Below are 21,730 nucleotides of genomic sequence, written 5' to 3'. Positions count from 1 at the left end.
GGTCGTTCCCCCACTTACACAGCAGTGGGGGCCGCCAGGCGCTGCTGAACGTCGTCGCGCAGCTTGGCCAGTTCCACCTCGGCCTGCTGGCGTTGCTGCATGCCTTCGCGGTGGATGGTGCGGACTTCTTCCACGGTGGCGATGAGCTGCTCGTGGGTGTGGCGCAGGGTCGCCACGTCGATCACCGCACGCTGGTTCGCCTTGGCGGTGTCCACCGAGGTCTGCCGCATCAGGTCTGCGTTGCGCCGCATGAGCTCGTTGGTGGCGTCATCGATCGTGTTGGACAGTTCCGCCGCACGCTTCTGCTCGCTCAACGAGAGCTGGATCGCGAACTGGCGCTTCCACGACGGAATGGTGATGTCGCGGACGGTGTTGAATTTCTCGATCAGCTGGATCGCATTGGCCTGGATCAGGCGGATCATCGGCAGCGACTGATCGGCCGCATGCTGCATCACCACCAGGTCGCCCACCCGCTTGTCGAGCAGCCGGATCGCGTTGTCCAGCTCGCCCTGGCGGATGCGCACCTGCGGATCTTCACTGCCGGCACCGGCCAGCTGTTCACTGCGCAGGCCGGCCAGCCGCTGCTTGCCGGCGGCGATGTGCAGGCCCAGTGCATGACGTTCGTCGCGCACGATCTCGTGCATGCGGTCGAACTCGCCCACACGCTGGCCCATCAGTGCCTGCTGGCTGCCGACATCGCCGAGCAGCTGCTCGATCTGGCGGTTGGTGTCGCTGAACTTCTGCACCAGCTCGCCCTTGGAGGCGCGCAGCTTGTCGATCAGTCCCCCGATCACCGGCACCTTCGAACGCGGGGTGAGGCCATCCAGGTTGAGCGTGCGCGCGATGCGCACCACTTCGCCCAGCTTGTCGCCACTGGCGTCCAGGTCGCGGTTGCGCACCTGGTCAAGCAGCTGGCTGGAAAACGCCGCGGTCCTGGCCGCCGCTTCGCGCCCGAACACCTGCAGGTTGCCCGGACGGATGTCCTCCAGGCTGCGGCCGATTTCCGCGATGCGCGGCAGGTCATCAGCTACCAGCCCGAGGGCCTGCAGGGTGGCGTCGTCGACGGCGGCCGGTGCCACGGCAAGCGCGGTGCTGTCCTGCGGGTCCTGGGTCATGGCGTGATCTCCTTGAAGGGGGTCAATCGGGTATGAGGGTCAGTCGAGTCTAGCCTGCGCCGAGGCCAGCTCGGCGGTGATCTGTGCCTGCAGCTGCGCGGCCTGCTGGTTGCGCTGCTGCTGGTCACCGGCGCGGCGCGCCAGTACCGCCTGCCGCCAGGCCGGCAACAACGTTTCGGTGATGCGCTGGCTGCGCGCCAGCAGGGCGCGGTCCTGTTCGAACAACAGCTGCCACTGCCCCGCTTCGAGCTGCCGCACGGCGGCCAGCCGGCGCAGGTGGTCCACGCGCTGGGCCAGTACCGGTTGCAGCTGTGCGGGCAGCGTGGACAGCTGTGCGGCGCCGGCATCCGCCCACCGCTGGATGGCCCGTGCCGCATCGAGCGCGTTGGCCTGCGCGGTGGGATAGCTGCTGCTCTGTTCCCGCAGCGCCTGCGCTGCCACGTCGGTCTGGGCCAACAAGACGCCAAGGCGCGACTGCCAGTCGCGCGCGTCCAGCTCGCCTTCAACGTCGCGGCCAAGCAGACGCCCCCACCAGCCGGTCTGCCGGCGCACGCCACCGGGCGCGGTCGATTGCAGCACCAGTGCCAGTTGCCCCAACAGGTCCAGCAATGGGTGTGCTGCCCGTGCGGCTGCCGGGGTCGCTGCATCCCGCTGTCCCACGGCGGCCACCACCGCTTCTCCCCAATGCGCCAGATCGGCGGCATCGGGAGCCGGTGCTGTCGGCAGGGGCCAGCCCGCGCTCATGCGTGCGCGTCGTCCGCAGCGGCCGCGTCACGCGGTGGCCATGCCGATTCGCCGTAGAAATGGCGCATCAGCGCCTCATCCAGCGCGCGCTCTTCAGGCGTGCTGGCGCGGCGTACGCGCGGACGTGCGGCCGGTGCCGGCTCGCGCTCGGCCTGCTGGCGCACCCAGCTGGCCAACAACGCCAGCGTCTCGCCGGTGCGGGCCTGCTGCGCATTGGACTGGCCCAGCAGCTGCAGCAATGGCGCAAGGCCCTGCTGCAGCCCTTTCGACAGGGGTTCGGCAAGGGGCGCCTCGGCGGGCACGGCCGCAGGGGCCACGCTGGCGGCGTGGGCCTGGGCCAGCCGGTCCAGCGCGGCCAGCAGCGCGGGCCACGGTGCGGGTTCTTCCTCCACCGCCGCCGCCGGGGCAGCGCTGGGCTGCAGCGCACTGGCGATATCGGCCAGCTGCGCCACCACCCGGCCGCCCACATCGGCGTCGCCGGCGCCCATGGCCTTGTTGCGCAGAAAATCGCGCTTGATCTGGGCCCAGCGCTGTTGTTCTTCGTCGCCCTGCATCCCGCGCAGCTCAGCAAGCTTGAGCAGGTTCTCTTCCGCACCGGTGGTAAGCAGCTGGGCCTCGCCCAGGTAGTGATCGGAGACCAGCTGCTGCAGCTCGGCGTCGTTCATCACCGGCGAGATCTTCTCGGCCAGCTTGTTCATGTTGCGGTAGCTGCCCTGCAGGCGGAACGGCGGTTCGGTACGGTAGCGGTCGTCCTGCGCGGCACTGGCGATGTACTGCTGGTTGACCCGGTACACCACGTCGCGCACGCGCAGCATGCGCTGCAGGGTGGCGACGATCTCGTTGATCTCCGCACCGCTGTAGGCGTGGCTGAGCGCGTTGGTCGAGACCTCCTTGCCTGCAGCCCGCTCGGCAAGCAGGTACAGGTCGGCCATGTCGCGGGTGGCCAGCGGGGCCAGCACCGGGTTGGAGGTCAGGCTGTTCTCGATGTAGCTCAGGGTGAAAGCATCTTCCATGCCGCCCAGCACATCGCCCAGGTTGTAGATGTCGGCGCGGTTGGCCAGCATGTCCGGGATCTTGAACACTTCGCCGGACTCGGTGTACGGGTTGCCGGCCATCACCACGCAGAACTTCTTGCCGCGCATGTCGTAGGTGCGGGTGCGCCCGCGCCACACGCCTTCGATGCGGCGGGTGCCGTCGCACAGGGAAATGAACTTCTGCAGGAACTCCGGATGGGTGTGCTGGATGTCGTCGACATACAACATGGTGTTGTTGCCCATCTCCAGCGCCAGGTTGAGCTTTTCCAGTTCCTGCCGCGACGTGGCGTCCGGCGCCTGGGCCGGATCCAGCGAACGCACCTCATGGCCGAGCGCGGGGCCATTGATCTTCATGAAGACCAGCCCCAGCCGATGCGCCACGTACTCCATCAGGGTGGTTTTACCGTAGCCGGGGGGCGAGATCATCATCAGCAGGCCCATCAGGTCGCTGCGCTTGTTCTCGCCGACGGTGCCCATCTGCTTGGCGAGGTTGTCGCCGATCACGCCCAGGTACACATCGTTGATCAGCTTGTTGCGCACGAACGACGACAGCGGCCGTGCCTTGAATTCAGACAGGCGCAGGGCATCGCGCTCACGGCCGATGATGCGCTGGCGCACGCCCTGGTAGGCATGGAACGCCGGCACGAACACCTGCAGGTGGTCGCGCAGGCGGGCCAGGAAGTCATCCAGCGACAGCAGCAGGCGCCCCTTCCGCACGCGCGCGTGCTCACCCAGCAGGCCGTCAACCTGTACCAGCAGCGCCACGTCGCTGGGCCGGGTGCGCAACGTGCGCGCAACCAGCAGCAGCGCCGCCGCTTCATCGGCATAGGCGAGGTGGTCGGTGAACGCAGGCAGCTGGCACAACGCGCGCAGCCACTGCCCGGCCAGTGCCCAGCGCGCCGCCAGGCCATCCTGTTCGCGCTGCAGGGCACGGTCGAAGGCCTCGCGCTGGCCGGCGGCCTGCAGCTGCTGGCCCAGTGCATCCAGCAGCGCCTGCGCATGACGGCTGGTACTGAACACCGGCTCGCCGGCGCCCAGTTCCGCGGCGAGATACGCCGCCGCGGCCTGCACCTGGACCGGGTCGAACGGCAGCTTGCGCTCTTCGACGAAGCCGGACAGCGCAGCGTCGATCTCGGCCAGCAGCGCCAGCTGGCCTTCGCGTGACCCGAACAGGCGCACGATCGCATCGGCACCGGCCTGTCGTGCAGGCCACTGCATGACATCGTCGCGGCGTTGCTGCGCGGACCAGAACAGCATTGCCAACGCGCGGGCGCGTGGCGCGTACCGCAGGGTTCCTGCAGCCTGCTGCAGCGGCAGCAGTGCGTGCAGGATCAGGCTGGCGTCGTGGTCATGGATGCCGCGCTCGTACCCTTCGCGGTAACGCGGGGCGGCGAAGTCGCGCACGATCCGTTCCAGCGCGTCGGGCTCGGCGGCACTGCGTTGCAGGGTGGCCAACTCAAGGCCGTCGCGGCCTTCCATCGCCGCCTGCAGCAGGCTCCCGGCCAGGTACTCGCCCCGATACAGCTGCGCCGATTCGGACTCCAGCCCGACCTGCCAGTATGCCTTCAGGCCGGCCAGCTCCGGGTCGTGCAGTGTCTCCAGGAAGTCGGTGCCGGTCAGGTGGATGGCCAACTCATCCCCGCGCGGCAGCAGGGTCAGGTCCAGCGCCTGGGTGTTGACGCTGAAGCGGTGGCGCGGCCCCAGCCGGACCACGTTGCCCCCCTCCTCGAACAACTCGGTACGGTCGCGCAGCGCGCGCACGGCCTGGTCGCGCACGCCCTTCAGGCGCGCTTCGACATCGTCGGCCTTGACGCTGTCGCGCAGCTCGCGCAGGCGCCCGGCCAACTCGCGCAGCTTGAGCACCAGCGCGTCGCCGGCGAAGAAGGCGTTGAGCTCGTCGGCACTGGCAAAGCGCTCGGTGCGCTTGGCGAGGCCATCGAGGATGCGGGTGGCGGCGTCCAGCACCGAACGCGCTTTGCGCTGGCGCTCGTCCTGCAGCGCCTGCTTGTGCGTTTCGAAGGCTTCGATCAGTTCTTCGCGCTTGGCCAGGATGTCGCCCAGGAACTGCTCGTGCTCGCCGAACTGGCTTTCCAGTTCTTCCAGCTGCACCAGCAGGCGCGACATCTGCTCGTCGGCCCGCTCCGGGTCGGTGGCCATGGCCAGCGCGCTGGTGATGGCCTGGGAGAACAGCGCGAACTGCGCGGCAAACTGCGCCACCGCCTCGGCCGACCCCAGCGTGCGCCGACGCTGTTCGGCGCGCACCCGGCTCTGGTTGAGCCGGGCGTACACCGCGGAGATGGATTCCACCACGCGGGTGCGTGCGCTGGCGTCATCCACCTTCAACCCGGCCATCAGCGTCGAGAGCATGTCCAGGTCGGCCGCCATCGCACGCATGCCAGCCAGCTGCTCGTCCAGCACGCGGGCGCTCTCGGCCTGCTGGGCCGCTTCGTCGAGCACCTGCAGGCGCGCGCCCAGCGGCGCCAGTGCCTGCTCGCCGCCCAGGAACTGGCCGGTGGCCGTACCGATACGATCGTGGGCCTCCTGCAGGGCGGCGGTCATCGCATCGATCACATCGGTGTCGATGTAACGGTAATCGCGGATGGTCAACAGGTGCCCACGCTGGGTGGAGATCGCGTTCAGCGCCTCCACGAAGGCCTGCACTTCGGTCCAGTTCTCCGGCTGCAGGCGGGCCAGCAGGGCCTTCTGGCCGGCCTGCGCCTGGGCCATGGCCTGCGCCGACTGCTGCCGGATCGACTGTACCTTTTCGTACTCGTCCAGCACCGACTCACCGGTGGCGCTGATCTCGCGCAGCAGGCCCGCAGCTCCGTCGCACTGCGCGTCGTCCAGCCAGTGGTGGGCGTCGAACAGCCGCCGGGTGTCCTGCACCAGGCGCTGGTAGCGCTGCACCGACACATCCTGGCCTTCGATGGTGCGGGCCAGGTCGAACAGGTTGGAAATGCCGCGCACCAGTTCGGCATTGCCGATCCGGCCCATGAAGGTGTTGCCGGGTGGCCGGCTCGCGGCGAACTCGTCGCTGCTGAAGGGGGTCTGCCACACCTGCATCGGGTGGATGCGGGTGGGCTCGGTGCCTTCGGCATGGAACAGCACCATCCGTCCATCGTGCAGGAAGGCGTAGCCGTGGCCGAACACCGGCGTCTGCAGCACGCGCTGGATGGTGTTGTACACGAACAGCGCCGAGCGCCCGCCTTCACGCTCATAGAAGATGTACAGCACATCTTCGCCGTTCGGCGAGCGGATGGCGCGCTTGAACTGCATGCCCTGCATGGCCGCGTCGAACGCCTTGTGCTCGCCGTTCTGCAGGTAGTAGCCGCCAGGGAAGATGATGCCGTGGTCTTCGGGCAGCTGCACGCAGGCCTGCACGATCGCATCGTTGCGCGTGATGGTGCCGGTGAGTGTGTTGTAGATCAGCCCGCGCCAGGTGGTTTCGCGGTACGGCAACACCTTCAGCAGCACCAGCGAACCGACCCGGACGAAATCGAACTGCGCGTCATCCAGTGACTGGGTGCTGTCGTCGACCGGTTCGCTGTAGATGCCCTGCCCGCTTTCGGTGTTGTTCTCCACCTTGATGGTGAGGTCGCCACCGGTGGTCTCGACGAACAGGGTATCGAGGATGTTCAGGTGCGAATGGCGGCCACTGACCGCCATGTCGCGGGTGGCCCGGGTCCATTCGAAGTCGAACGGTGGCGGCAACGCGATATCGCGTTCGCCGCGGGCGTCCAGATAGGTCAGCGCGCCATCGCGGGCGACCGCCCAGCGGAACACGCGCACGTCGGTGCTGCGCTCGCCGATCTGGAAGGACGCCAGCAGCTTGTCGCCGACCTTGATCAGCTGCAGCAGGCGCGCGTGCTTGTAGTACGCATACAGTTCGCCGAAGTCGTGCACGAAGGCGGCCTGCGCCAGGAAGCTGCCCTTGGCTTCCACCGGCACCACGTCGTAGCCCTCGCCCGCCTGTACCAGCCGGTACAGCCCGAACACGTCTTCCACGCGGGTCTGGGTCTTCAGCCCCAGGAAAACGTTGTAACCGAACAGCAGCAGGTCGGGGCCGACCTGCACGATGTCGCGGCCCACGCAGTTGTTCTCGCTGCGGATGCGGAAGCGGCCGGTGACCTCCAGGCGGCTGTCGCCGAATTCGGCCAGGCGCTGCTGGTTGAGCGCATCGGCCAGGCCGCGCAGGCGGCCGCCCTGGTCACCCAACCGGCGGCGCAGCACTTCATAGGCACCCCCTTGGGCAACGGCCTGGTCGACGGTGGTGGTGGCTTCCGGCGGCGACGGCTCGGGACGTTGGGCGGTATCAGACATCGGCTTCCTTCCGGCTCACGGACAACCGGCCGGACAGGCCGGCCAGTGAGAGGGCGTCGACGGCGCGCGCACGGCGCGCCATCGGGGGCTCAGCGGGCGTCGACCACGGTGGCCGACACGGTTTCGACCTCGGCCACGTGCTGGTCTTCGATCTTCCGCGGGCTGTCCTCGCGCGGCGCGACCCCCAGGTAGCGCTGCATGAGGTCCTGCACGATCGGGCTCTTTCCGGCCAGCCCTTCGATCGACTTGCCCAGCGACACCGCCTTGATCAGGTTCTCGAACATGCCACCGTCGCCCCCTACCAGGTCGATGTCGGCATTGCGCAGCGCGCTGGCGATGACGCCGGCGTTCTCGCGCGAGACTTCCTTGCCCGCTTCGATCGAGGCCAGGGCCTGCTTGAGGCTGTTGTCGAGCATCATGCGGAACTCTTCGTGGCCGCGCGCGGTATCGCTCAGCGACGCGATGGCCTCGAACTTGCGCACCAGGCCTTCGGCCTCGGCCAGCAGCTTCTTCTGCACCACGCCCGCTTCGGCGCCGCCCACCGATTCGGTGGCGCTGGCGCGGGCACGACCCATCTGCTCTTCGCCCTGGGCCTGCGCCTGCAGGGTCTCGGCCAGCACGCGGGCGTCGTTGGTGCCCTGCTTGAGGCTCGCTTCGGCCTTGGCCTCGATCACGCGGGCCTCGGCGATACCCACCTTTTCGATGGCCAGCGCGGACGCTTCACGCACCTGCGCTTCGGCCAGACCGGGTGCGGCCTGTTCGGCGCGGGTACCGTCGGCCAGCAGGCGCTTGGCTTCGGCCTGCTTGCCTGCGGCTTCGTGTTCGGCCTGGGCCAGCGTGGTGATCTCCACCGCGCGGTGCTTGGCCGAGGTCTCGGCCGCCTGGGCTTCCTTGACCTGGCGCACCATCAGTTCCTGCGCCTTGGCTTCGGCCTCCAGGATCAGCACCTGCTTCTGGCGATCGGCCTCGGAGACTTCACGCACTTCCTTGATGCGCTCTTCTTCCTGCGCCACGGTCTTGTCGATGGCGATGCGCTCACGGGTGATGTTGGCCACGTCCATCTTGCCGGACTCGACCACCTTGTCCCGCTCCACGCCCTGCAGCTGCACTTCGCGCTGGGTGGTGACCTGTTCCAGCTGGCGCGCACGTTCGACCCGTTCGGCTTCGATGGCGACGGCGCGCTGGCGGTTCTGTTCGGCCACCTCGACCTCGCGCATGCGGTTCTGCTCGCGGATTTCGATGACTTCCTGCGCTTCGATGCGGGCCTGCTCGGACAACTGGCGCTGCTCTTCCTGCACCTTCGAGGTTTCCGCCTGCTCGCGGGCCTGGATGGTTTCAATCTCGCGCTTCTGGCGGGCTTCGGCTTCGGCCTGCTGGCGCTCCAGCGCCAGCAGCGCTTCACGCGCTTCCACGTTTTTCTTGGTGATGGCGAGCTTTTCGTTCTGTTCCAGCTCGTTGGTCACCACGTTCTGCGCGGCGGTGAGCTCGGTGATCTTGCGGATGCCCTGCGCGTCCAGGATGTTGTTCTGGTCCAGCAGCAGCTTGGGGGTCTGCTCCAGGTAATCGATGGCGACGTCTTCCAGCGCATAGCCGTTGAGGTCGTTGCCGATCACCGCGATGATCTCGTCGCGGAACTCCTGGCGCTTCTCGAACAGTTCGGTGAACTCGAACTTCTTGCCCACCGTCTTCAGCGCTTCGGAGAACTTGGCATTGAACAGTTCATCGACCGCATGCTTGTCCGAGGCGCGGTCGGCGCCGATGGCCTTGGCCACGCGCAGCACATCGGCCTGGGTTTCATTGACCCGCAGGTAGAACGCCACCGCGATATCGGCGCGCATGTTGTCGCGGCAGATCAGGCCTTCCTTGCCACGGCGGTCGATCTGCAGGGTGATCAGGCTGATCCGCATCAGCTCGGCGCGGTACAGCACGGGAATGATCAGGGCGCCGGTGAAATGCACCTTGGGCTGGGCGCTCATGTCGTTGACGATCAGGGCCACGCCCTGGTCCACCTTGCGGTAGAACGCCTTGAACAGGCCGGCCAGGCCAAGCATCAGCACCAGCAGGACGCCCACCCCGATCAGGAAGGGGGCCATGGTCGCAAAACTCATCGGTGGATCTCCTTATCGCCCGGAATCAGGCTGTCTTGGAACGAAAGCGCGGGGTGCCCGTGTTCACGGGCCACCAGGTAGTGGTTGCTCTCGGGCAGGTAGTCGAGCAGGACGATGCGTTCGCCGCGCGGCAGCGGCACGCCGTCGCGCACGCGCACCTGCAGGATGAGTCCGGCACCGCCGTCGTCGACGGTGGCATGGCCAGCCTCGCCGGTGACCTGCGGCGAGGCGACCACCCCGACCCGGCCGAGCAGCGACCGCTGCGGCACCGGGCGCAGCCGCAGGAGCAGGCGACGGATCGGGCGCAGCAGCCAGGCAGTGACCGGTACCGCCGGCACCAGCGCCAGCACCGCAGTGGCGCTGCCGGCCAGCCAGCGCATCGGCGCCGGCAGCGGCTGCAGCAGGAAGAGGTGGACGAAATAGGTGGCGGTCCAGCCGAAGAAGGCCAGCAGCGCGATTACCAGCATGACCGGGGCGCCGCCGAGGCCAAGCCGGGCGAACATGCCGGACAGGCCGTGCAGGCCGTCATCGCCCAGCTCAAGGTCCACGCCGTCGCCGCCGATGCCGTCGTCCACCACCCCACAGGCGGCCAACAGCCAATAGACCATGGCGAACGCCAGCACGATGCTGTAAGGCAACGTGGGAAACGTGAGCGCGACAGTGAGAAATTCCGCCATTCCACTACTTCCCTGCATCGGTGCCGCCCCCGCGGCGTCCTGCAGGAGACACTCCGGCCTCCCGCGACTACGCGCCGGGCTGGCCGCGTCCTGTCCTGTCGATGCTACGTGAAATCGGCGGATACGCACATAGGCGTTTCCGACGCAGAAGGGCTCCCGGCCAACGGTCGGGAGCCGTCGCGGATTGGCCCTTGGGCCTAATCGGCTTCGTGACAGTCCGCGCGGCGGACTTCTTCGACGAACTTGCGCATCTTGTAGCCGTCCTTGATGCCCGGCTCGCTTTCAATACCGCTGGAGACGTCCACGCCCCACGGCAGGGTGGCCACGATGGCGTCGAACACGTTGTCCGGGGTGATGCCACCGGCCAGCAGGAACGGGCGGTGCAGGCCGGTCGGCAGGCGGGTCCAGTCGAAGGCCACGCCGGTGCCGCCACCGCCGCCCGGGGCGTGGCTGTCGAACAGGAAGCCGGCTGCGCTGGGGTAGCGCAGCTGCAGCTGGCGGGCATTGACCTCTTCACGGCCGCCCATCGCCACCGCCTTCAGGTACGGCATGTTGAAGCTGCGGCAGAACGACTCGTCTTCGTCGCCGTGGAACTGAAGCAGGGTCGGCCGCACGGTGCGCAGCACTTCGCGCACTTCTTCCTTGGTGTTGTCGCGGAACAGCGCGACCACGTCGACCATCGGCGCGATCGCCTGGCGCATGGCGCGGGCTTCGGCCGGGGCCACGCGGCGCTTGCTTTCCCGGGCGAAGATGAAACCCACCGCATCCACGCCCAGTTCGCCGGCCAGTCGCACGTCGCCGGCGCGGGTCATGCCGCAGAACTTGATGCGGGTGCGGTAGAAGGAGCGACTCATAGGGTGACCTCGGCGGGCAGGTGCCAGTTGTCGGGGTACAACGGGCCAACGAATACAAGGCCCTGCGGCGGTGCGGTCGGGCCGGCCACGGTGCGGTCCTGGCCGGCCAGCAGCTCGGCCATCCACGACACCGGCTTTTCCCCACAGCCAATCAGGATCAATGAGCCGACGATATTGCGCACCATGTGATGAAGGAATGCATTGGCCTGAACGCAGACCTCCACGATCTCGCCCTGGCGGGTCACGCTGATCGCCTGCAGCTCGCGGCGGGCGTGCAGCGCCTCGCACTGGGCGCTGCGGAAGGCACTGAAGTCGTTCTCGCCGAGCAGGGCCTGCCCGGCCTGGTGCATCAGCGCGGCATCGAGCGGCCGGCGCTCCCAGCTGAGGGTCTGCCGGTGCAGTGCCGGGCGGATCTGCCGGTTGAGCAGCCGGTAGCGGTACCGTCGGGCGCGGGCAGAGAAGCGGGCGTGGAAGTCATCGGCCACCGGCACGCACCAGCGCACGGCGATCGAGCGTGGCAGCCGGGTGGTGGTGCCCAGGGTCCAGCCGCGTGGATCACGCGCCACATCGGTCTCGAAGTGCACCACCTGGCATTCGCCGTGCACGCCGGCATCGGTGCGCCCGGCACAGACCACCTGGATCGGCGCAGCGGCCACCGATGAAAGGGCGTCCTGCAGGCTGGCCTGCACGCTGGGGCAGCCGCTCTCACCGAGCTGCTGCCAGCCCTTGAACTCGCTGCCGTCGTATTCCACGCCCAATGCGTAACGCATGTTCAGGACTTCACTTCAAATGCGGGAGGGCGGCCGACGCGGCTCATCCGAGCCGCGACAGCAGCTCGTGCGCCTGCTGCTGGCTGTGCGGGTCGCCCGCCTGGGCAACCTCCATCAGCAGGATGCGGGCGGTTTCCGCATCGCCCAGGTCGAGGTAGGCGATGGCCAGCTCAAGGCGGTCGCGACCGGGTGCACCGAGCGGGGCCGGGTCGTGCTGGACCGGCACGGGTGCTTCGGCCGCCACAGCAGCGTCCTCGGGGAATTCAAACACGCCACGATAGGACGGCTGCGCCGCCGCTTCGAGCGCATGCGGCGGAACGACGTCTTCGGCGGCAACCGGTGCGGCCGGCACCACCGGGGGGGCAACCGCCTCCTCGACGTCCTGCACCGGGCGGCCCGGCTGCGGCTCCAGGGTGAACACCGGCTCGCGTCGCCCCGCGTCGAGCACATCCGGCTCGGCCAGCACGTAATCCGGCGCATCGCGCAGGTCGGGCTCGTCAACGGCCACGTCCTGCTGGGCCGCCAGTTCGTCCACGTAATCGGCGGCGGGAACGGCAGCGGCCAGGCTGGCTGCATCCAGTCCCTCGCGGCGCAGCGGCGGCAGCGGCGACGGCTTGCGCCGACGCGCCACGGCCCAACCGGCCGCGATCAACAGCAGCACCGCCAGCCCCAGCCAGGCCCAGCCGCCACTGCCCGCTTCGCGCGTGGCCGGGGCTTCGCCCAGGCGCTGCTGCGCGGCGGCCAGGTCCGTGTCTTTCATGGCAATCAGCGAGGCCTGCTGCTGCTTGAGCTTCTCGAGTTCGGCCACGCGGTTGCGCAGCTCCTGGATCTCGGCATCACGGGTTGCCACGTCTTCCTTGGCCTGCCGCAGTTGTTCGTTGCCCAGCATGTCACCCTCGCTGCCGGCAGCGGTGCCGGTGGTTGTACCTGCGTTGTCATCGGTAGCGGCGACCGCCGGGGCGATCTCCAGGCGTCCACCCGCGGCGGCTGCGGGAGCCGCAGGTGCAGGCGCCGCCGTGGCGGCCGGCGCGGCGGCAACGCCACTGGCAACCGGCTGCGGAATGGCCGAGCGCGACTGGCGCCATTGCGCCGCGTGCTCGCGCACCATGGCGGCGGCCTGGGCGGCATCGACCGGAGCGTCGGTACCGGCGCTGCGCAGCACGGCGCCCTGCTTGAGCAGGTTCACGTTGCCACGGATGAAGGCGTCGGGATTGGCACGCAACAGGGCGATCATTGCCTGGTCACGGCTGATGCCCTGCTCGCGGGCCACGCTGCCGGCAATCTGCGACAGGGTCTGGCCGCGCTGCACGGTGATGCTGCCATCCGCGGCGGTGGCCGCTGGCGCCGCGGACGAAGCGGAGCGCGATGGGGCGGCGGCGCGTGCGGGAACAGGCGCGGTGCGGGACGGCGTGGGCTCGGCCTGCGCTACCGGCGCCTGCACCGGTGCAGGTTCGGGCTCGCGCACGATGGCGTTGGACATCGCACCGGCCGGCGCGACGATCTCCGGTTCGGCCACGGCCAACGCACTGTCCGGCGCATCGACCAGCGCCGAATACTCGCGGACCAGGCGGCCCTGCCCCCAGTCGGCTTCAATCAGGAAGTTGAGCGACGGCGTGGTCACCGGCGCCTGCGAGCTCACCCGCACCACGGCACGGCCGTTGGCATCGCGGGTCAGTTCGAACTGCAGCTCACTCACCAGCCCGGTCGGGCGGTCCAGCCCGACACGCGCGAAGGTCACCGGCGAGGCCAGCGCAACGCGCAGGTTCTCGAGCTCGGCCGGATCGGCCGAAATGACCGGGATCTCCGCCAGCAGCGGTTGCCCGGGCTTGGACAGCACCCGGATGTCGCCCAGCCCGAGGGCCACGGCGGAGCTGCTGGCCAGGGCCAGCAGCAGGGTCGAGACATACTTGAGCGGGCGCGATGCGCCCGGAACCCGGTTCTTCATGCGGGCAATATAGCGATTCCCGACCAATACAGCCACGAAGGACGTGGCAGGTGCCACGCCCTGCGTGGCACCTCCATCTCAGCCTTCGGCCGCCACCAGCTCGGCCAGCTGCACCGCATTGAGCGCGGCGCCCTTGCGGATGTTGTCCGACACGATCCACAGGTTCAGGCCGCGCGGGTGCGACAGGTCTTCACGGATGCGGCCGACATACACCGCATCGGTGCCCGATGCGTGGGTGACCGGGGTCGGGTAACCGCCGGCTTCGTGCTTGTCCACCACTTCCACGCCGGGCGAACGCGACAGCAGCTCGCGCGCCGCATCCGGCGTCACCTTGTCGCGGGTTTCGATGGTGACTGCTTCGGAGTGGCCGTAGAACACCGGCACGCGCACGGCGGTGGGGTTCACCAGGATGCTGTCATCGCCGAGGATCTTGCGGGTTTCCCAGACCAGCTTCATTTCTTCCTTGGTGAAGCCGTTGTCCTGGAAGTCGTCGATGTGCGGGATCAGGTTGAAGGCGATCTGCACCGGGAAGCGCTGCGGGTCGATCTCCTGGAAGCTGAGCAGCTGGCCGGTCTGCTTGCCCAGTTCTTCCAGCGCCGAGCGACCACCGCCGGAGACCGACTGGTAGGTGGCCACGTTGATGCGCTGGATGCCGTACTGGCGGTGCAGCGGGGCCAGCGCGACCAGCATCTGCATGGTCGAGCAGTTCGGGTTGGCGATGATGCCGCGCGGGCGGTTCTTCAGCGCCTCGGGGTTCACTTCGGACACCACCAGCGGCACGTCATCGTCGTAACGGAAGGCCGAGGAGTTGTCGATCACCACCGCACCGGCGGCGGCGAACTTCGGGCCGAACTCCTTGGAGACGCTGCCACCTGCGGAGAACAGCGCGATATCCACGCCGTTCGGGTCGAACGTGGCCAGGTCCTGGACCTTGATCTTCTTCCCGTCGAATTCGATGTCGCCACCGGCCGAACGCGAGGAAGCGAGCAGGCTCAGGGTGGCGATCGGGAAGTTGCGTTCGGCCAGGATGGCCAGCATGGTTTCGCCGACGGCGCCGGTGGCACCGACGACTGCGACGTGGAAGCGACGGTCTTGATTGCTCATGGAATTCTCTTTGATGATGTACCGACCAACGGTCGGTACCTACCGTGGTGAAGAAGGGGACACGCGTTGCGGATTGGGCTCGGGGAACCTCACGTGATGGCCGCGCGGTTCCCTATCGTTTGGCGTCGTCGGTTTTTTTGCCGCCCACGGTGGCGGCGCCGGTTTTCACGGCGGCCACGGCGTCGGCGTTGATCGCGCTGGGCGGGTTGCCGGCGTTCGCGCCGAGGCCGAGCGCGGCCAGCAGGTTGTCCACGGCCAGCTGCACCATCGCCCGGCGCGTGGCCTGGCTGGCGCTGCCGATGTGCGGGGTAAGCACGATGTTGTGCAGGGCCAGCAATTCCGGGCGCACGGTGGGCTCGCCTTCGAACACGTCCAGCCCGGCGGCGGCCAGCCGGCCGTGGGCCAGCGCATCGGCCAGGGCCAGCTCGTCGACGATGCCGCCACGGGCGATGTTCACCAGCGTGGCGCTGGGCTTCATCTTCGCCAGTGCGGCGGCGTCGATGATGTGGTGCGAGGACGCGCTGTACGGCAGCACCAGCACCAGGTGGTCGGCCTGCGCCAGCAGCGTGTCCAGCTCGACATACTGCGCGCCTACCTCGGCTTCGGTGGCTTCGGGCAGGCGCGAGCGGTTGTGGTACAGCACGCGCATCCCAAAACCGAGCGCGCCGCGGCGGGCAATGCCCTGCCCGATCCGGCCCATGCCCAGGATGCCCAGCGTGCTGCCATGGATGTCGGCGCCCAGCATGGTCTGGAACGACCACTGGCCCCACTGGCCGTCGCGCAGCCAGCGTTCGGATTCGGTGATGCGCCGCGCGGTGGCCATCAGCAGCGCGAACCCGAGGTCGGCGGTGGTTTCGGTCAGCACATCCGGGGTGTTGCTGGCCAGGATGCCGGCCGCGCTGAGCGCGCCTACATCCAGGTTGTTGTACCCCACGCCGACGTTGGCGATCGCGCGCAGCTGCGGCGCGTTGGCGATCTCGGCCGGGCCGATGCGTTCGTTGAGGGTGATCAGCGCGCCATCGACCCGGGCCAGCTGTTCGGCCAGCATCGCGGGCGTGTAGCGGGTGACCTCGTGGGTCATCGCAAGCTCGACATGCTGCCCGAGCTGTTCGATGACATCATCGAACAGCGGTTGGCTGACCCAGACCCGGGGGCGCGTCTCAGCCATCGATGGCGCCGGGAATGCGTGGCGTGATCTCGCCCACGTCACCGCACTGGGCGCGGTGGCGCAGCGCCTGGTCCATCAGCACCAGCGCCATCATCGCCTCGGCGATGGGCGTGGCGCGGATGCCGACGCACGGATCATGGCGGCCGGTGGTGATCACATCGACGGCCGCACCGCTGGCATCCACCGTGGCGCCGGGCAGGCGCAGGCTGGAGGTGGGCTTGAGCACGATCGAGGCGGTGACCTGCTGGCCGGTGGAAATACCGCCGAGGATGCCGCCGGCATGGTTGCTGGCGAAGCCTTCGGGGGTGATCAGGTCACGGTGTTCGGTGCCCTTCTGGGCGGCGCTGGCAAAGCCGTCGCCGATCTCCACGCCCTTGACCGCGTTGATGCTCATCAGCGCCGAGGCGAGTTCGCCATCGAGCTTGCCGTAGATCGGCTCGCCCCAGCCCGGCGGCACGCCATCGGCCACCACGTTGACCCGCGCGCCGACCGAATCGCCGGACTTGCGCAGCGCGTCCATGTAGCTTTCCAGCGCGGGGACCTGTTCGGCCACCGGCCAGAAGAACGGATTGTCTTCCACCGCCGACCAGTCATGGCCGGTCGGGGTGATCTCGCCCAGCTGCGACAGGTAACCGCGCACGGTCACCCCGAAGCGCTGCAGCAGCCACTTCTTCGCAATCACGCCGGCGGCCACGCGCATGGTGGTTTCGCGCGCGGACGAGCGGCCGCCACCGCGCGGGTCGCGGATGCCGTACTTCTGCCAGTAGCTGTAGTCGGCATGGCCCGGGCGGAACTGCTGGGCGATGTTGCTGTAATCCTTGCTGCGCTGGTCGGTGTTGCGGATCAGCAGCGCAATGGGCGTACCGGTGGTGCGGCCCTCGTACACGCCCGAGAGGATCTCGACCTCATCGGCCTCGCGCCGCGCCGAGGTGTGCCGGCTCTTGCCGGTGGCGCGGCGCTGCAGGTCGTGGGCGAATTCGTCGGCACTGATCTCCAGCCCCGGCGGGCAGCCGTCGATCACGCAGCCGATCGCCGGACCGTGCGATTCGCCGAAGGTGGTGACCGAAAGCAGCTTGCCGAAGGTATTGGAACTCACGGCCGCTGCGCTGCCAGTTCGGTGATGCGGGCGCTGTGGGCGATCAGCTCGCGGCACTCGACCGCGAAGATGCCCATCTGGCCGACCTTGAATTCAATCCACGCAAAATCGACTTCCGGCAGCAGCTTGATCAGGTGCTGTTCGGATTCGCCCACTTCGCAGATCAGCAGGCCGTCTTCGCTCAGGTGCAGCGGCGCGTCGCGCAGGATCTTCAGCACCAGGTCAAGGCCGTCGTCGCCGGCACGCAGGCCCATTTCGGGCTCGTACGAGTATTCCTTCGGCAGCGCGTCGGTTTCGTCGTTGGTGACGTATGGCGGGTTGGTCACGATCAGGTCGTAGTGGCGGCCGGTGAGGCCGTTGAACAGGTCCGACTTGAGCAGGGTGACGTTGTGCGCCTGCAGGCGTTCCTTGTTCTCTTCAGCCAGCGACAGGGCCTCATCGCTGAGGTCCACGCCGTCCACTTCCCAGTTCGGGTAGTAGTGGCCCATGGCGATGGCGATGCAGCCCGAACCGGTGCACAGGTCCAGCGCGCGGTGTACGTCACGGCCGGCCAGCCACGGCTCGAAGCCGGTTTCGATCAGCTCGGCGATCGGCGAGCGCGGCACCAGGGCACGGCGGTCGCTCTTGAAGCTCAGGCCGGCGAACCAGGCTTCACCGGTCAGGTAGGCGGCCGGCAGGCGCTCGCTGATGCGGCGCTCGAACAGCGCCAGCACCTCGGTCTTCTCCGATGCGAGCACGCGGGCGGCGCCATAGGCCGGGCCGAGGTCGTGCGGCAGGTGCAGCGCGTGCAGGACCAGCTGGGTGGCTTCGTCCAGGGCGTTGTCGTAGCTGTGCCCGAAGGTCAGCCCGGCGGCGTTGAAACGGCTGGTGCCGTAGCGGATCAGGTCGATGATCGTATGGAGTTCGGCGGCCGTTTCGGCGGTCATGGCAGGGCAACAGACAAAGTGGCCCCAGATTATAGGCGCTGCGGCGCAGCACGGCATCCGTTGCAGCGGAAACGGAAACCGCCGCCCCCATCCCCTATCATGGAGGCCCCTTCGGGTACGGGCCTTTCATGTTCAATCGCAATGTCGGCATCATCCTGCTCATCGCGCTGGCCGCCGGGCTCGGCCTGGTCGTCGCCCAGAAGGTGTTCGCGCCGAAACCGGCCGGCAACCGCCCGGCCACCGAGTCGATCACCTTCTACCCGCAGCCGCGCCCGCTGCCGGACTTCAACCTGGGCCAGTCCGACGGTACCCGGCTGATTCCCGGCGAGCTCAAGGGCCACTGGACCCTGGTGTTTCTGGGCTTCCTGTCCTGCCCCGACATCTGCCCGACCACCCTGGCCGACCTGGCCCAGGCCCAGAAACAGTGGGAAACCCTGCCCGAGAGCCTGCGCCCGCGCCTGGTGTTCGTCTCGGTGGACCCCGAGCGCGACACCCCGGCACGCCTGGGCGAATACGTGCATGCCTTCCACAAGGACACCCTGGCGGCCACCGCCGACGTGCCTTCGCTGGAGCGCTTTGCCACTGCGCTGGGCTTCGTGTTCCAGAAGGTGCCGGGCAAGGGCTTTGAAGAAAATCCGCAGGACTACACCCTGGAACATTCGGCCAGCCTGGCCGTGCTGGACCCGGACGGCAGGCTGGCCGGCCTGATCCGCCCCCCTTTCAACCCGCAGGCCATTGCCCGCGACCTGAACCTGTTGACCGAGAAATCCGCCCCATGAGCCTGACCACCACGCTGAGCTACGTCCTGCCCCACCGCCTGCTGTCGTCGATGGCGCGGCGCCTGGCGTATTCCAGCAACCCGCGGATCTCGCGCTGGCTGATCGACACGGTGACCGAAAAGTTCGGGGTGAACCTGGCCGAGGCGGCCAATCCCGACCCGCGCAGTTATCCGACCTTCAACCAGTTCTTCACCCGCGCCCTGAAGCCCGGCGCGCGCGTGCCCGACGCCGGCGCCCGCACCCTGGTGATGCCGGCCGACGGCCGGATCAGCCAGCTGGGCGCCATTGAGGACGGCCGCATCTTCCAGGCCAAGGGACAGTCGTTCACCGCCGCCGAGCTGCTGGGCGATGCAGCCGACGCCGAGGTGTTCCACCACGGCCTGTTCGCCACCGTCTACCTGTCGCCGAAGGACTACCACCGCGTGCACATGCCGTGGACCGGCACCCTGCGCGAAACCGTGCACGTGCCCGGCCGCCTGTTCAGCGTGGGCCCGGCGGCAGTCAACAACGTCCCGGGGCTGTTCGCCCGCAACGAGCGGCTGGTCTGCCATTTCGACACCGACTTCGGCCCGATGGTGCAGGTGATGGTGGGCGCGCTGCTGGTGTCGGGCGTGGAGACGGTCTGGGGTGGCGAAGAGATTCCGGCCTATGGCGACACCATCACCCGCAAGGATTACCGTGGCAAGGGCATCACCCTGGAACGGTTTGCCGAGATGGCGCGCTTCAATTACGGCTCCACGGTGATCGTGCTGCTGCCGCCGGGCGTGGCCGATTTCGCCCCGCATCTGGATGCCGAGCATGCCGTGCAGCTCGGTCAGGCATTGGCTACCCTTCGTTGAGAAGCGGACACGCATGGCGTGTCCCTACGCAACGTGTGCCACCCACCATCAACATGCGACCCCAGCCCCAAGCGACCAAGGATCGTAGTGACACGCCATGCGTGTCAACGCCATGACCCTGCGCACGTACACGAAAAAAAACGCCCCGTTTCCACGGGGCGTTTTTTTTCAAGCATTACCCGGATCGTGCGCGAACTCGACGGGCCCTACATCCATCCCGTCGTAATCCTCGACCCCGTTGGCTTCGGCCAGCGCCTGCAGCTCGTGGTTGCGCTTGTCCAGCGACGCTTCGGTGTGGGTTTCCACCCGCTCCACGTGCAGCACGTGGTACTCCGCTTCGCCTTCTTCCAGCTCCGGCTCGAACACCTCGACCACGGTGTAGCCCTCCCCTTCCAGCACCCTGGCCAGCCCGTGCAGCGGCTCCGGCGTGGTGTTGACGAAGAAGTAACCCCACACCAGGTTGCCGTTGAGGTCCCAGTCGGTGTTTTCACGGATGTTGGCGAACATCTCGTTGATTGCGGTGATATCCATCAGTGTTCCCCGGAAGTTATTTACCGCAGCCCTGCAGCTTGATCGACTGGCCCTGACGCAGCGCATACGCGGGCGCCTTGAGCCCATTGGCCTTGGCCAGCTCACGCACATCGCAATCGAACTTGTCGGCGATCCGGCCCAGGGTCTCACCCTTGCCCACCTTGTGGCTGCGCACCGGCTTGGCCTTCGGCTTTGGCGCCGGTACTGCCACCGGCGCAGCCGGGGCGGTGGCCACCGGGGTGCTGGCCTGCAGGCCGGCTACCGGCACCACACTGCCCACCGCCACGTTGCCGGTGTAGCTGGCCACGGTCGGACGGACGATGGCCGCATTGAGATCGGCGGTGATCAGCGTGCGTGCCAGGTCCGCGCGCGGGCCGCTGACGCAGTAGCGGTTGTACAGCCCGGCAATGCGGGTGGTGGCGTTGATCAGCGTGCCGGCCGGGATCCAGCCGTCGGCCTCATAGCGCGGGTTGAGGTTGCGCAGCGCGCGCATGTAGCCGTCGCGGGTGCCGGTGCTGCCCAGGCAGATGGTCAGCTCATAGATGGTGGTGGACTTGGCCAGGCGGATGGTGGCCGGCTGCGCACTGACCTTGGGGAAGTCCACGCCGTACTGCTGCGGGTGCAGGTAGATCCACGCGGCGGCGATCACCATCGGCACGTAGTCCTTGGTTTCGGCCGGGAACTGGTTGTAGACGCTGTCCACCCAGAAGCTCTGCCCCACGTTCTGGCGATACACCCGCCCGGCACGGCCTTCGCCACCGTTGTAGCCGGCCAGCGACAGCTCCACGTTGTTGTTGAGCTCGCGCATGCGCTCGTTGAGGTAATTGGCACTGGCTTCGGCGGCGCTGCGCGCGTCGAAGCGGGTGTCGAAGCCGGTGCCGTCCGGACCCAGCCCGAAGCGGCGGCCGGTGGCCGGCATGAACTGCATCAGCCCGGCGGCGCCAGCGCGGGAGGAGGCGTGCACGCGGCCGTTGGACTCCTTGGCCATGATCCCGAACAGCAGCGCCTCCGGCAGGCCGCGCTTTTCCCACTCCGGCCACATCACCGCGCGCAGGCTCTGGTAATTCTCGTAGGAGTTCATCAACGCCGGGCGCATGTCGGTCAGCCAGCGGCGGATACCGGCCTGCACGGCCGGGTTGTATTCGACCATGCTGTCGAAGGCATGGCGCTTGTCGTTGAGCAGCGCGGCCGCACGCGCCGCTTCGGGCACATCGGCTGTCAGCGGGCCCACATGATCCGGGTCGGCCTCCAGCAGGCCGCCATCGACCGGGATCGCATCGCTGTCGTCACCATCGCGCGCGTCGGCGTTGTTCTTCAGCAGGCGCTTGTAGGTCACCAGCAGGTTGCTGACCTGGCAGCCCTTCTGCGCAATGCAGGCGCTGATGACATCTTCCATGTCCTCCAGCGCGGCATCGCCTTCGTTCTTGCCCTTGGGGTCGGCGTTGTTGACCAGCACCAACGCATCGGCATAGCGCTTTTCGGCCGCGGCCATGCGCTGCTCCAGGGCTTCGACCTTGACCTTGTCACGGGCGGAGACCCGCTGGGCATGGGCCTCGGGGACGAACGACAGCAGGGAAGCGAGCGCCAACAATGGCCAACCACGGGCAAGCAGGACAGGAACGGGCATTTTTGGCACTGTGGGCAAAAGACAGGGCAGAGTAGCCGTGCCACTCGCATCGGGGCAACCCGGTCAGGTGGCCGATACCCGCCGACGTTTAGA

At 68.0% G+C, this 21,730-nt stretch carries 16 protein-coding genes; 2 read left to right on the top strand and 14 right to left on the bottom strand.

All coding sequences use genetic code 11. The features are described 5' to 3' along the window. Positions 1 to 14 precede the first annotated feature (14 nt). From KVS69_RS04360 to prmB, 12 genes are all read right to left on the bottom strand, one after another. Positions 15 to 1,115, bottom strand: coding sequence for a toxic anion resistance protein (locus tag KVS69_RS04360; RefSeq protein ID WP_217537209.1), 1,101 nt, complete (start codon positions 1,113 to 1,115; stop codon positions 15 to 17). A 39-nt stretch (positions 1,116 to 1,154) separates the two neighbouring features. Next, positions 1,155 to 1,859 (bottom strand): hypothetical protein, encoded by a 705-nt coding sequence (locus KVS69_RS04355; protein ID WP_217537206.1) that lies wholly within the window; start codon positions 1,857 to 1,859, stop codon positions 1,155 to 1,157. Then, positions 1,856 to 7,213, bottom strand: coding sequence for a DNA repair ATPase (locus KVS69_RS04350; protein ID WP_217537203.1), 5,358 nt, complete (start codon positions 7,211 to 7,213; stop codon positions 1,856 to 1,858). The genes KVS69_RS04355 and KVS69_RS04350 overlap by 4 nt, the downstream gene beginning before the upstream one ends. A gap of 89 nt (positions 7,214 to 7,302) precedes the next feature. Beyond that, entirely contained in the window at positions 7,303 to 9,321 is a 2,019-nt protein-coding gene (locus KVS69_RS04345; protein WP_217537200.1) for a hypothetical protein, read from the bottom strand. Then, positions 9,318 to 9,998, bottom strand: coding sequence for a hypothetical protein (locus KVS69_RS04340; protein ID WP_217537197.1), 681 nt, complete (start codon positions 9,996 to 9,998; stop codon positions 9,318 to 9,320). The genes KVS69_RS04345 and KVS69_RS04340 overlap by 4 nt, the downstream gene beginning before the upstream one ends. Before the next feature lie 197 nt (positions 9,999 to 10,195). Next, entirely contained in the window at positions 10,196 to 10,852 is a 657-nt protein-coding gene (locus KVS69_RS04335; protein WP_068853448.1) for a phosphoribosylanthranilate isomerase, read from the bottom strand. Further along, positions 10,849 to 11,622, bottom strand: a complete 774-nt coding sequence (gene truA / locus KVS69_RS04330) for a tRNA pseudouridine(38-40) synthase TruA (RefSeq protein WP_068853450.1) — start codon at positions 11,620 to 11,622, stop codon at positions 10,849 to 10,851. Before truA ends, KVS69_RS04335 begins: the two co-directional genes overlap by 4 nt. Positions 11,623 to 11,665: 43 nt before the next feature. Continuing rightward, the gene (locus KVS69_RS04325) at positions 11,666 to 13,567 is read right to left on the bottom strand and encodes a FimV/HubP family polar landmark protein (RefSeq protein ID WP_217537194.1); all 1,902 of its coding nucleotides are present in this window, start codon (positions 13,565 to 13,567) and stop codon (positions 11,666 to 11,668) included. 78 nt (positions 13,568 to 13,645) lie between these two features. After that, the gene (locus KVS69_RS04320; protein ID WP_068853455.1) at positions 13,646 to 14,671 is read right to left on the bottom strand and encodes an aspartate-semialdehyde dehydrogenase; all 1,026 of its coding nucleotides are present in this window, start codon (positions 14,669 to 14,671) and stop codon (positions 13,646 to 13,648) included. 112 nt (positions 14,672 to 14,783) lie between these two features. Continuing rightward, positions 14,784 to 15,839, bottom strand: coding sequence for a D-glycerate dehydrogenase (locus KVS69_RS04315; RefSeq protein ID WP_217537192.1), 1,056 nt, complete (start codon positions 15,837 to 15,839; stop codon positions 14,784 to 14,786). Next, positions 15,832 to 16,935, bottom strand: a complete 1,104-nt coding sequence (gene aroC / locus KVS69_RS04310; RefSeq protein WP_184126516.1) for a chorismate synthase — start codon at positions 16,933 to 16,935, stop codon at positions 15,832 to 15,834. Before aroC ends, KVS69_RS04315 begins: the two co-directional genes overlap by 8 nt. Next, positions 16,932 to 17,861 carry a 50S ribosomal protein L3 N(5)-glutamine methyltransferase gene (gene prmB, locus KVS69_RS04305; RefSeq protein WP_217537190.1) on the bottom strand — a complete coding sequence of 310 codons (930 nt, stop codon included), beginning with the start codon at positions 17,859 to 17,861 and terminating at the stop codon, positions 16,932 to 16,934. Before prmB ends, aroC begins: the two co-directional genes overlap by 4 nt. A gap of 128 nt (positions 17,862 to 17,989) precedes the next feature. Here prmB and KVS69_RS04300 point away from each other — a divergent pair, with 128 nt between their 5' ends. Beyond that, complete coding sequence (locus KVS69_RS04300) at positions 17,990 to 18,640, top strand: SCO family protein (RefSeq protein ID WP_068853463.1); 651 nt, start codon at positions 17,990 to 17,992, stop codon at positions 18,638 to 18,640. Next, positions 18,637 to 19,479: an archaetidylserine decarboxylase gene (asd, locus tag KVS69_RS04295; protein WP_145479861.1), complete on the top strand. Its 843-nt coding sequence runs from the start codon at positions 18,637 to 18,639 to the stop codon at positions 19,477 to 19,479. The genes KVS69_RS04300 and asd overlap by 4 nt, the downstream gene beginning before the upstream one ends. 168 nt (positions 19,480 to 19,647) lie before the next feature. Here asd and KVS69_RS04290 read toward each other — a convergent pair whose 3' ends face one another. Beyond that, on the bottom strand, positions 19,648 to 20,010 hold the full coding sequence (locus KVS69_RS04290) for a ribonuclease E inhibitor RraB (protein WP_184126513.1): 363 nt from the start codon (positions 20,008 to 20,010) through the stop codon (positions 19,648 to 19,650). Between the two features lie 16 nt (positions 20,011 to 20,026). Then, positions 20,027 to 21,637, bottom strand: a complete 1,611-nt coding sequence (locus KVS69_RS04285; protein ID WP_093533390.1) for a transglycosylase SLT domain-containing protein — start codon at positions 21,635 to 21,637, stop codon at positions 20,027 to 20,029. Positions 21,638 to 21,730: the final 93 nt, after the last annotated feature.

It is taken from the genome of Stenotrophomonas sp. GbtcB23, assembly GCF_019091045.1.
In the GTDB taxonomy this organism is placed as follows: Bacteria; Pseudomonadota; Gammaproteobacteria; order Xanthomonadales; family Xanthomonadaceae; genus Stenotrophomonas; species Stenotrophomonas rhizophila_A.
Note: the sequence above shows the minus strand (reverse complement) of the source record. Positions and strands in the feature narration are given on the sequence as shown.

Bases quoted from the DNA above. Each gene is read 5' to 3' on its own strand.
- KVS69_RS04360 (WP_217537209.1), bottom strand. From the start codon at position 1,115: ATGACCCAGGACCCGCAGGACAGCACCGCGCTTGCCGTGGCACCGGCC.
- KVS69_RS04355 (WP_217537206.1), bottom strand. From the start codon at position 1,859: ATGAGCGCGGGCTGGCCCCTGCCGACAGCACCGGCTCCCGATGCCGCC.
- KVS69_RS04350 (WP_217537203.1), bottom strand. From the start codon at position 7,213: ATGTCTGATACCGCCCAACGTCCCGAGCCGTCGCCGCCGGAAGCCACC.
- KVS69_RS04345 (WP_217537200.1), bottom strand. From the start codon at position 9,321: ATGAGTTTTGCGACCATGGCCCCCTTCCTGATCGGGGTGGGCGTCCTG.
- KVS69_RS04340 (WP_217537197.1), bottom strand. From the start codon at position 9,998: ATGGCGGAATTTCTCACTGTCGCGCTCACGTTTCCCACGTTGCCTTAC.
- KVS69_RS04335 (WP_068853448.1), bottom strand. From the start codon at position 10,852: ATGAGTCGCTCCTTCTACCGCACCCGCATCAAGTTCTGCGGCATGACC.
- truA (WP_068853450.1), bottom strand. From the start codon at position 11,622: ATGCGTTACGCATTGGGCGTGGAATACGACGGCAGCGAGTTCAAGGGC.
- KVS69_RS04325 (WP_217537194.1), bottom strand. From the start codon at position 13,567: ATGAAGAACCGGGTTCCGGGCGCATCGCGCCCGCTCAAGTATGTCTCG.
- KVS69_RS04320 (WP_068853455.1), bottom strand. From the start codon at position 14,671: ATGAGCAATCAAGACCGTCGCTTCCACGTCGCAGTCGTCGGTGCCACC.
- KVS69_RS04315 (WP_217537192.1), bottom strand. From the start codon at position 15,839: ATGGCTGAGACGCGCCCCCGGGTCTGGGTCAGCCAACCGCTGTTCGAT.
- prmB (WP_217537190.1), bottom strand. From the start codon at position 17,861: ATGACCGCCGAAACGGCCGCCGAACTCCATACGATCATCGACCTGATC.
- KVS69_RS04300 (WP_068853463.1), top strand. From the start codon at position 17,990: ATGTTCAATCGCAATGTCGGCATCATCCTGCTCATCGCGCTGGCCGCC.
- asd (WP_145479861.1), top strand. From the start codon at position 18,637: ATGAGCCTGACCACCACGCTGAGCTACGTCCTGCCCCACCGCCTGCTG.
- KVS69_RS04290 (WP_184126513.1), bottom strand. From the start codon at position 20,010: ATGGATATCACCGCAATCAACGAGATGTTCGCCAACATCCGTGAAAAC.
- KVS69_RS04285 (WP_093533390.1), bottom strand. From the start codon at position 21,637: ATGCCCGTTCCTGTCCTGCTTGCCCGTGGTTGGCCATTGTTGGCGCTC.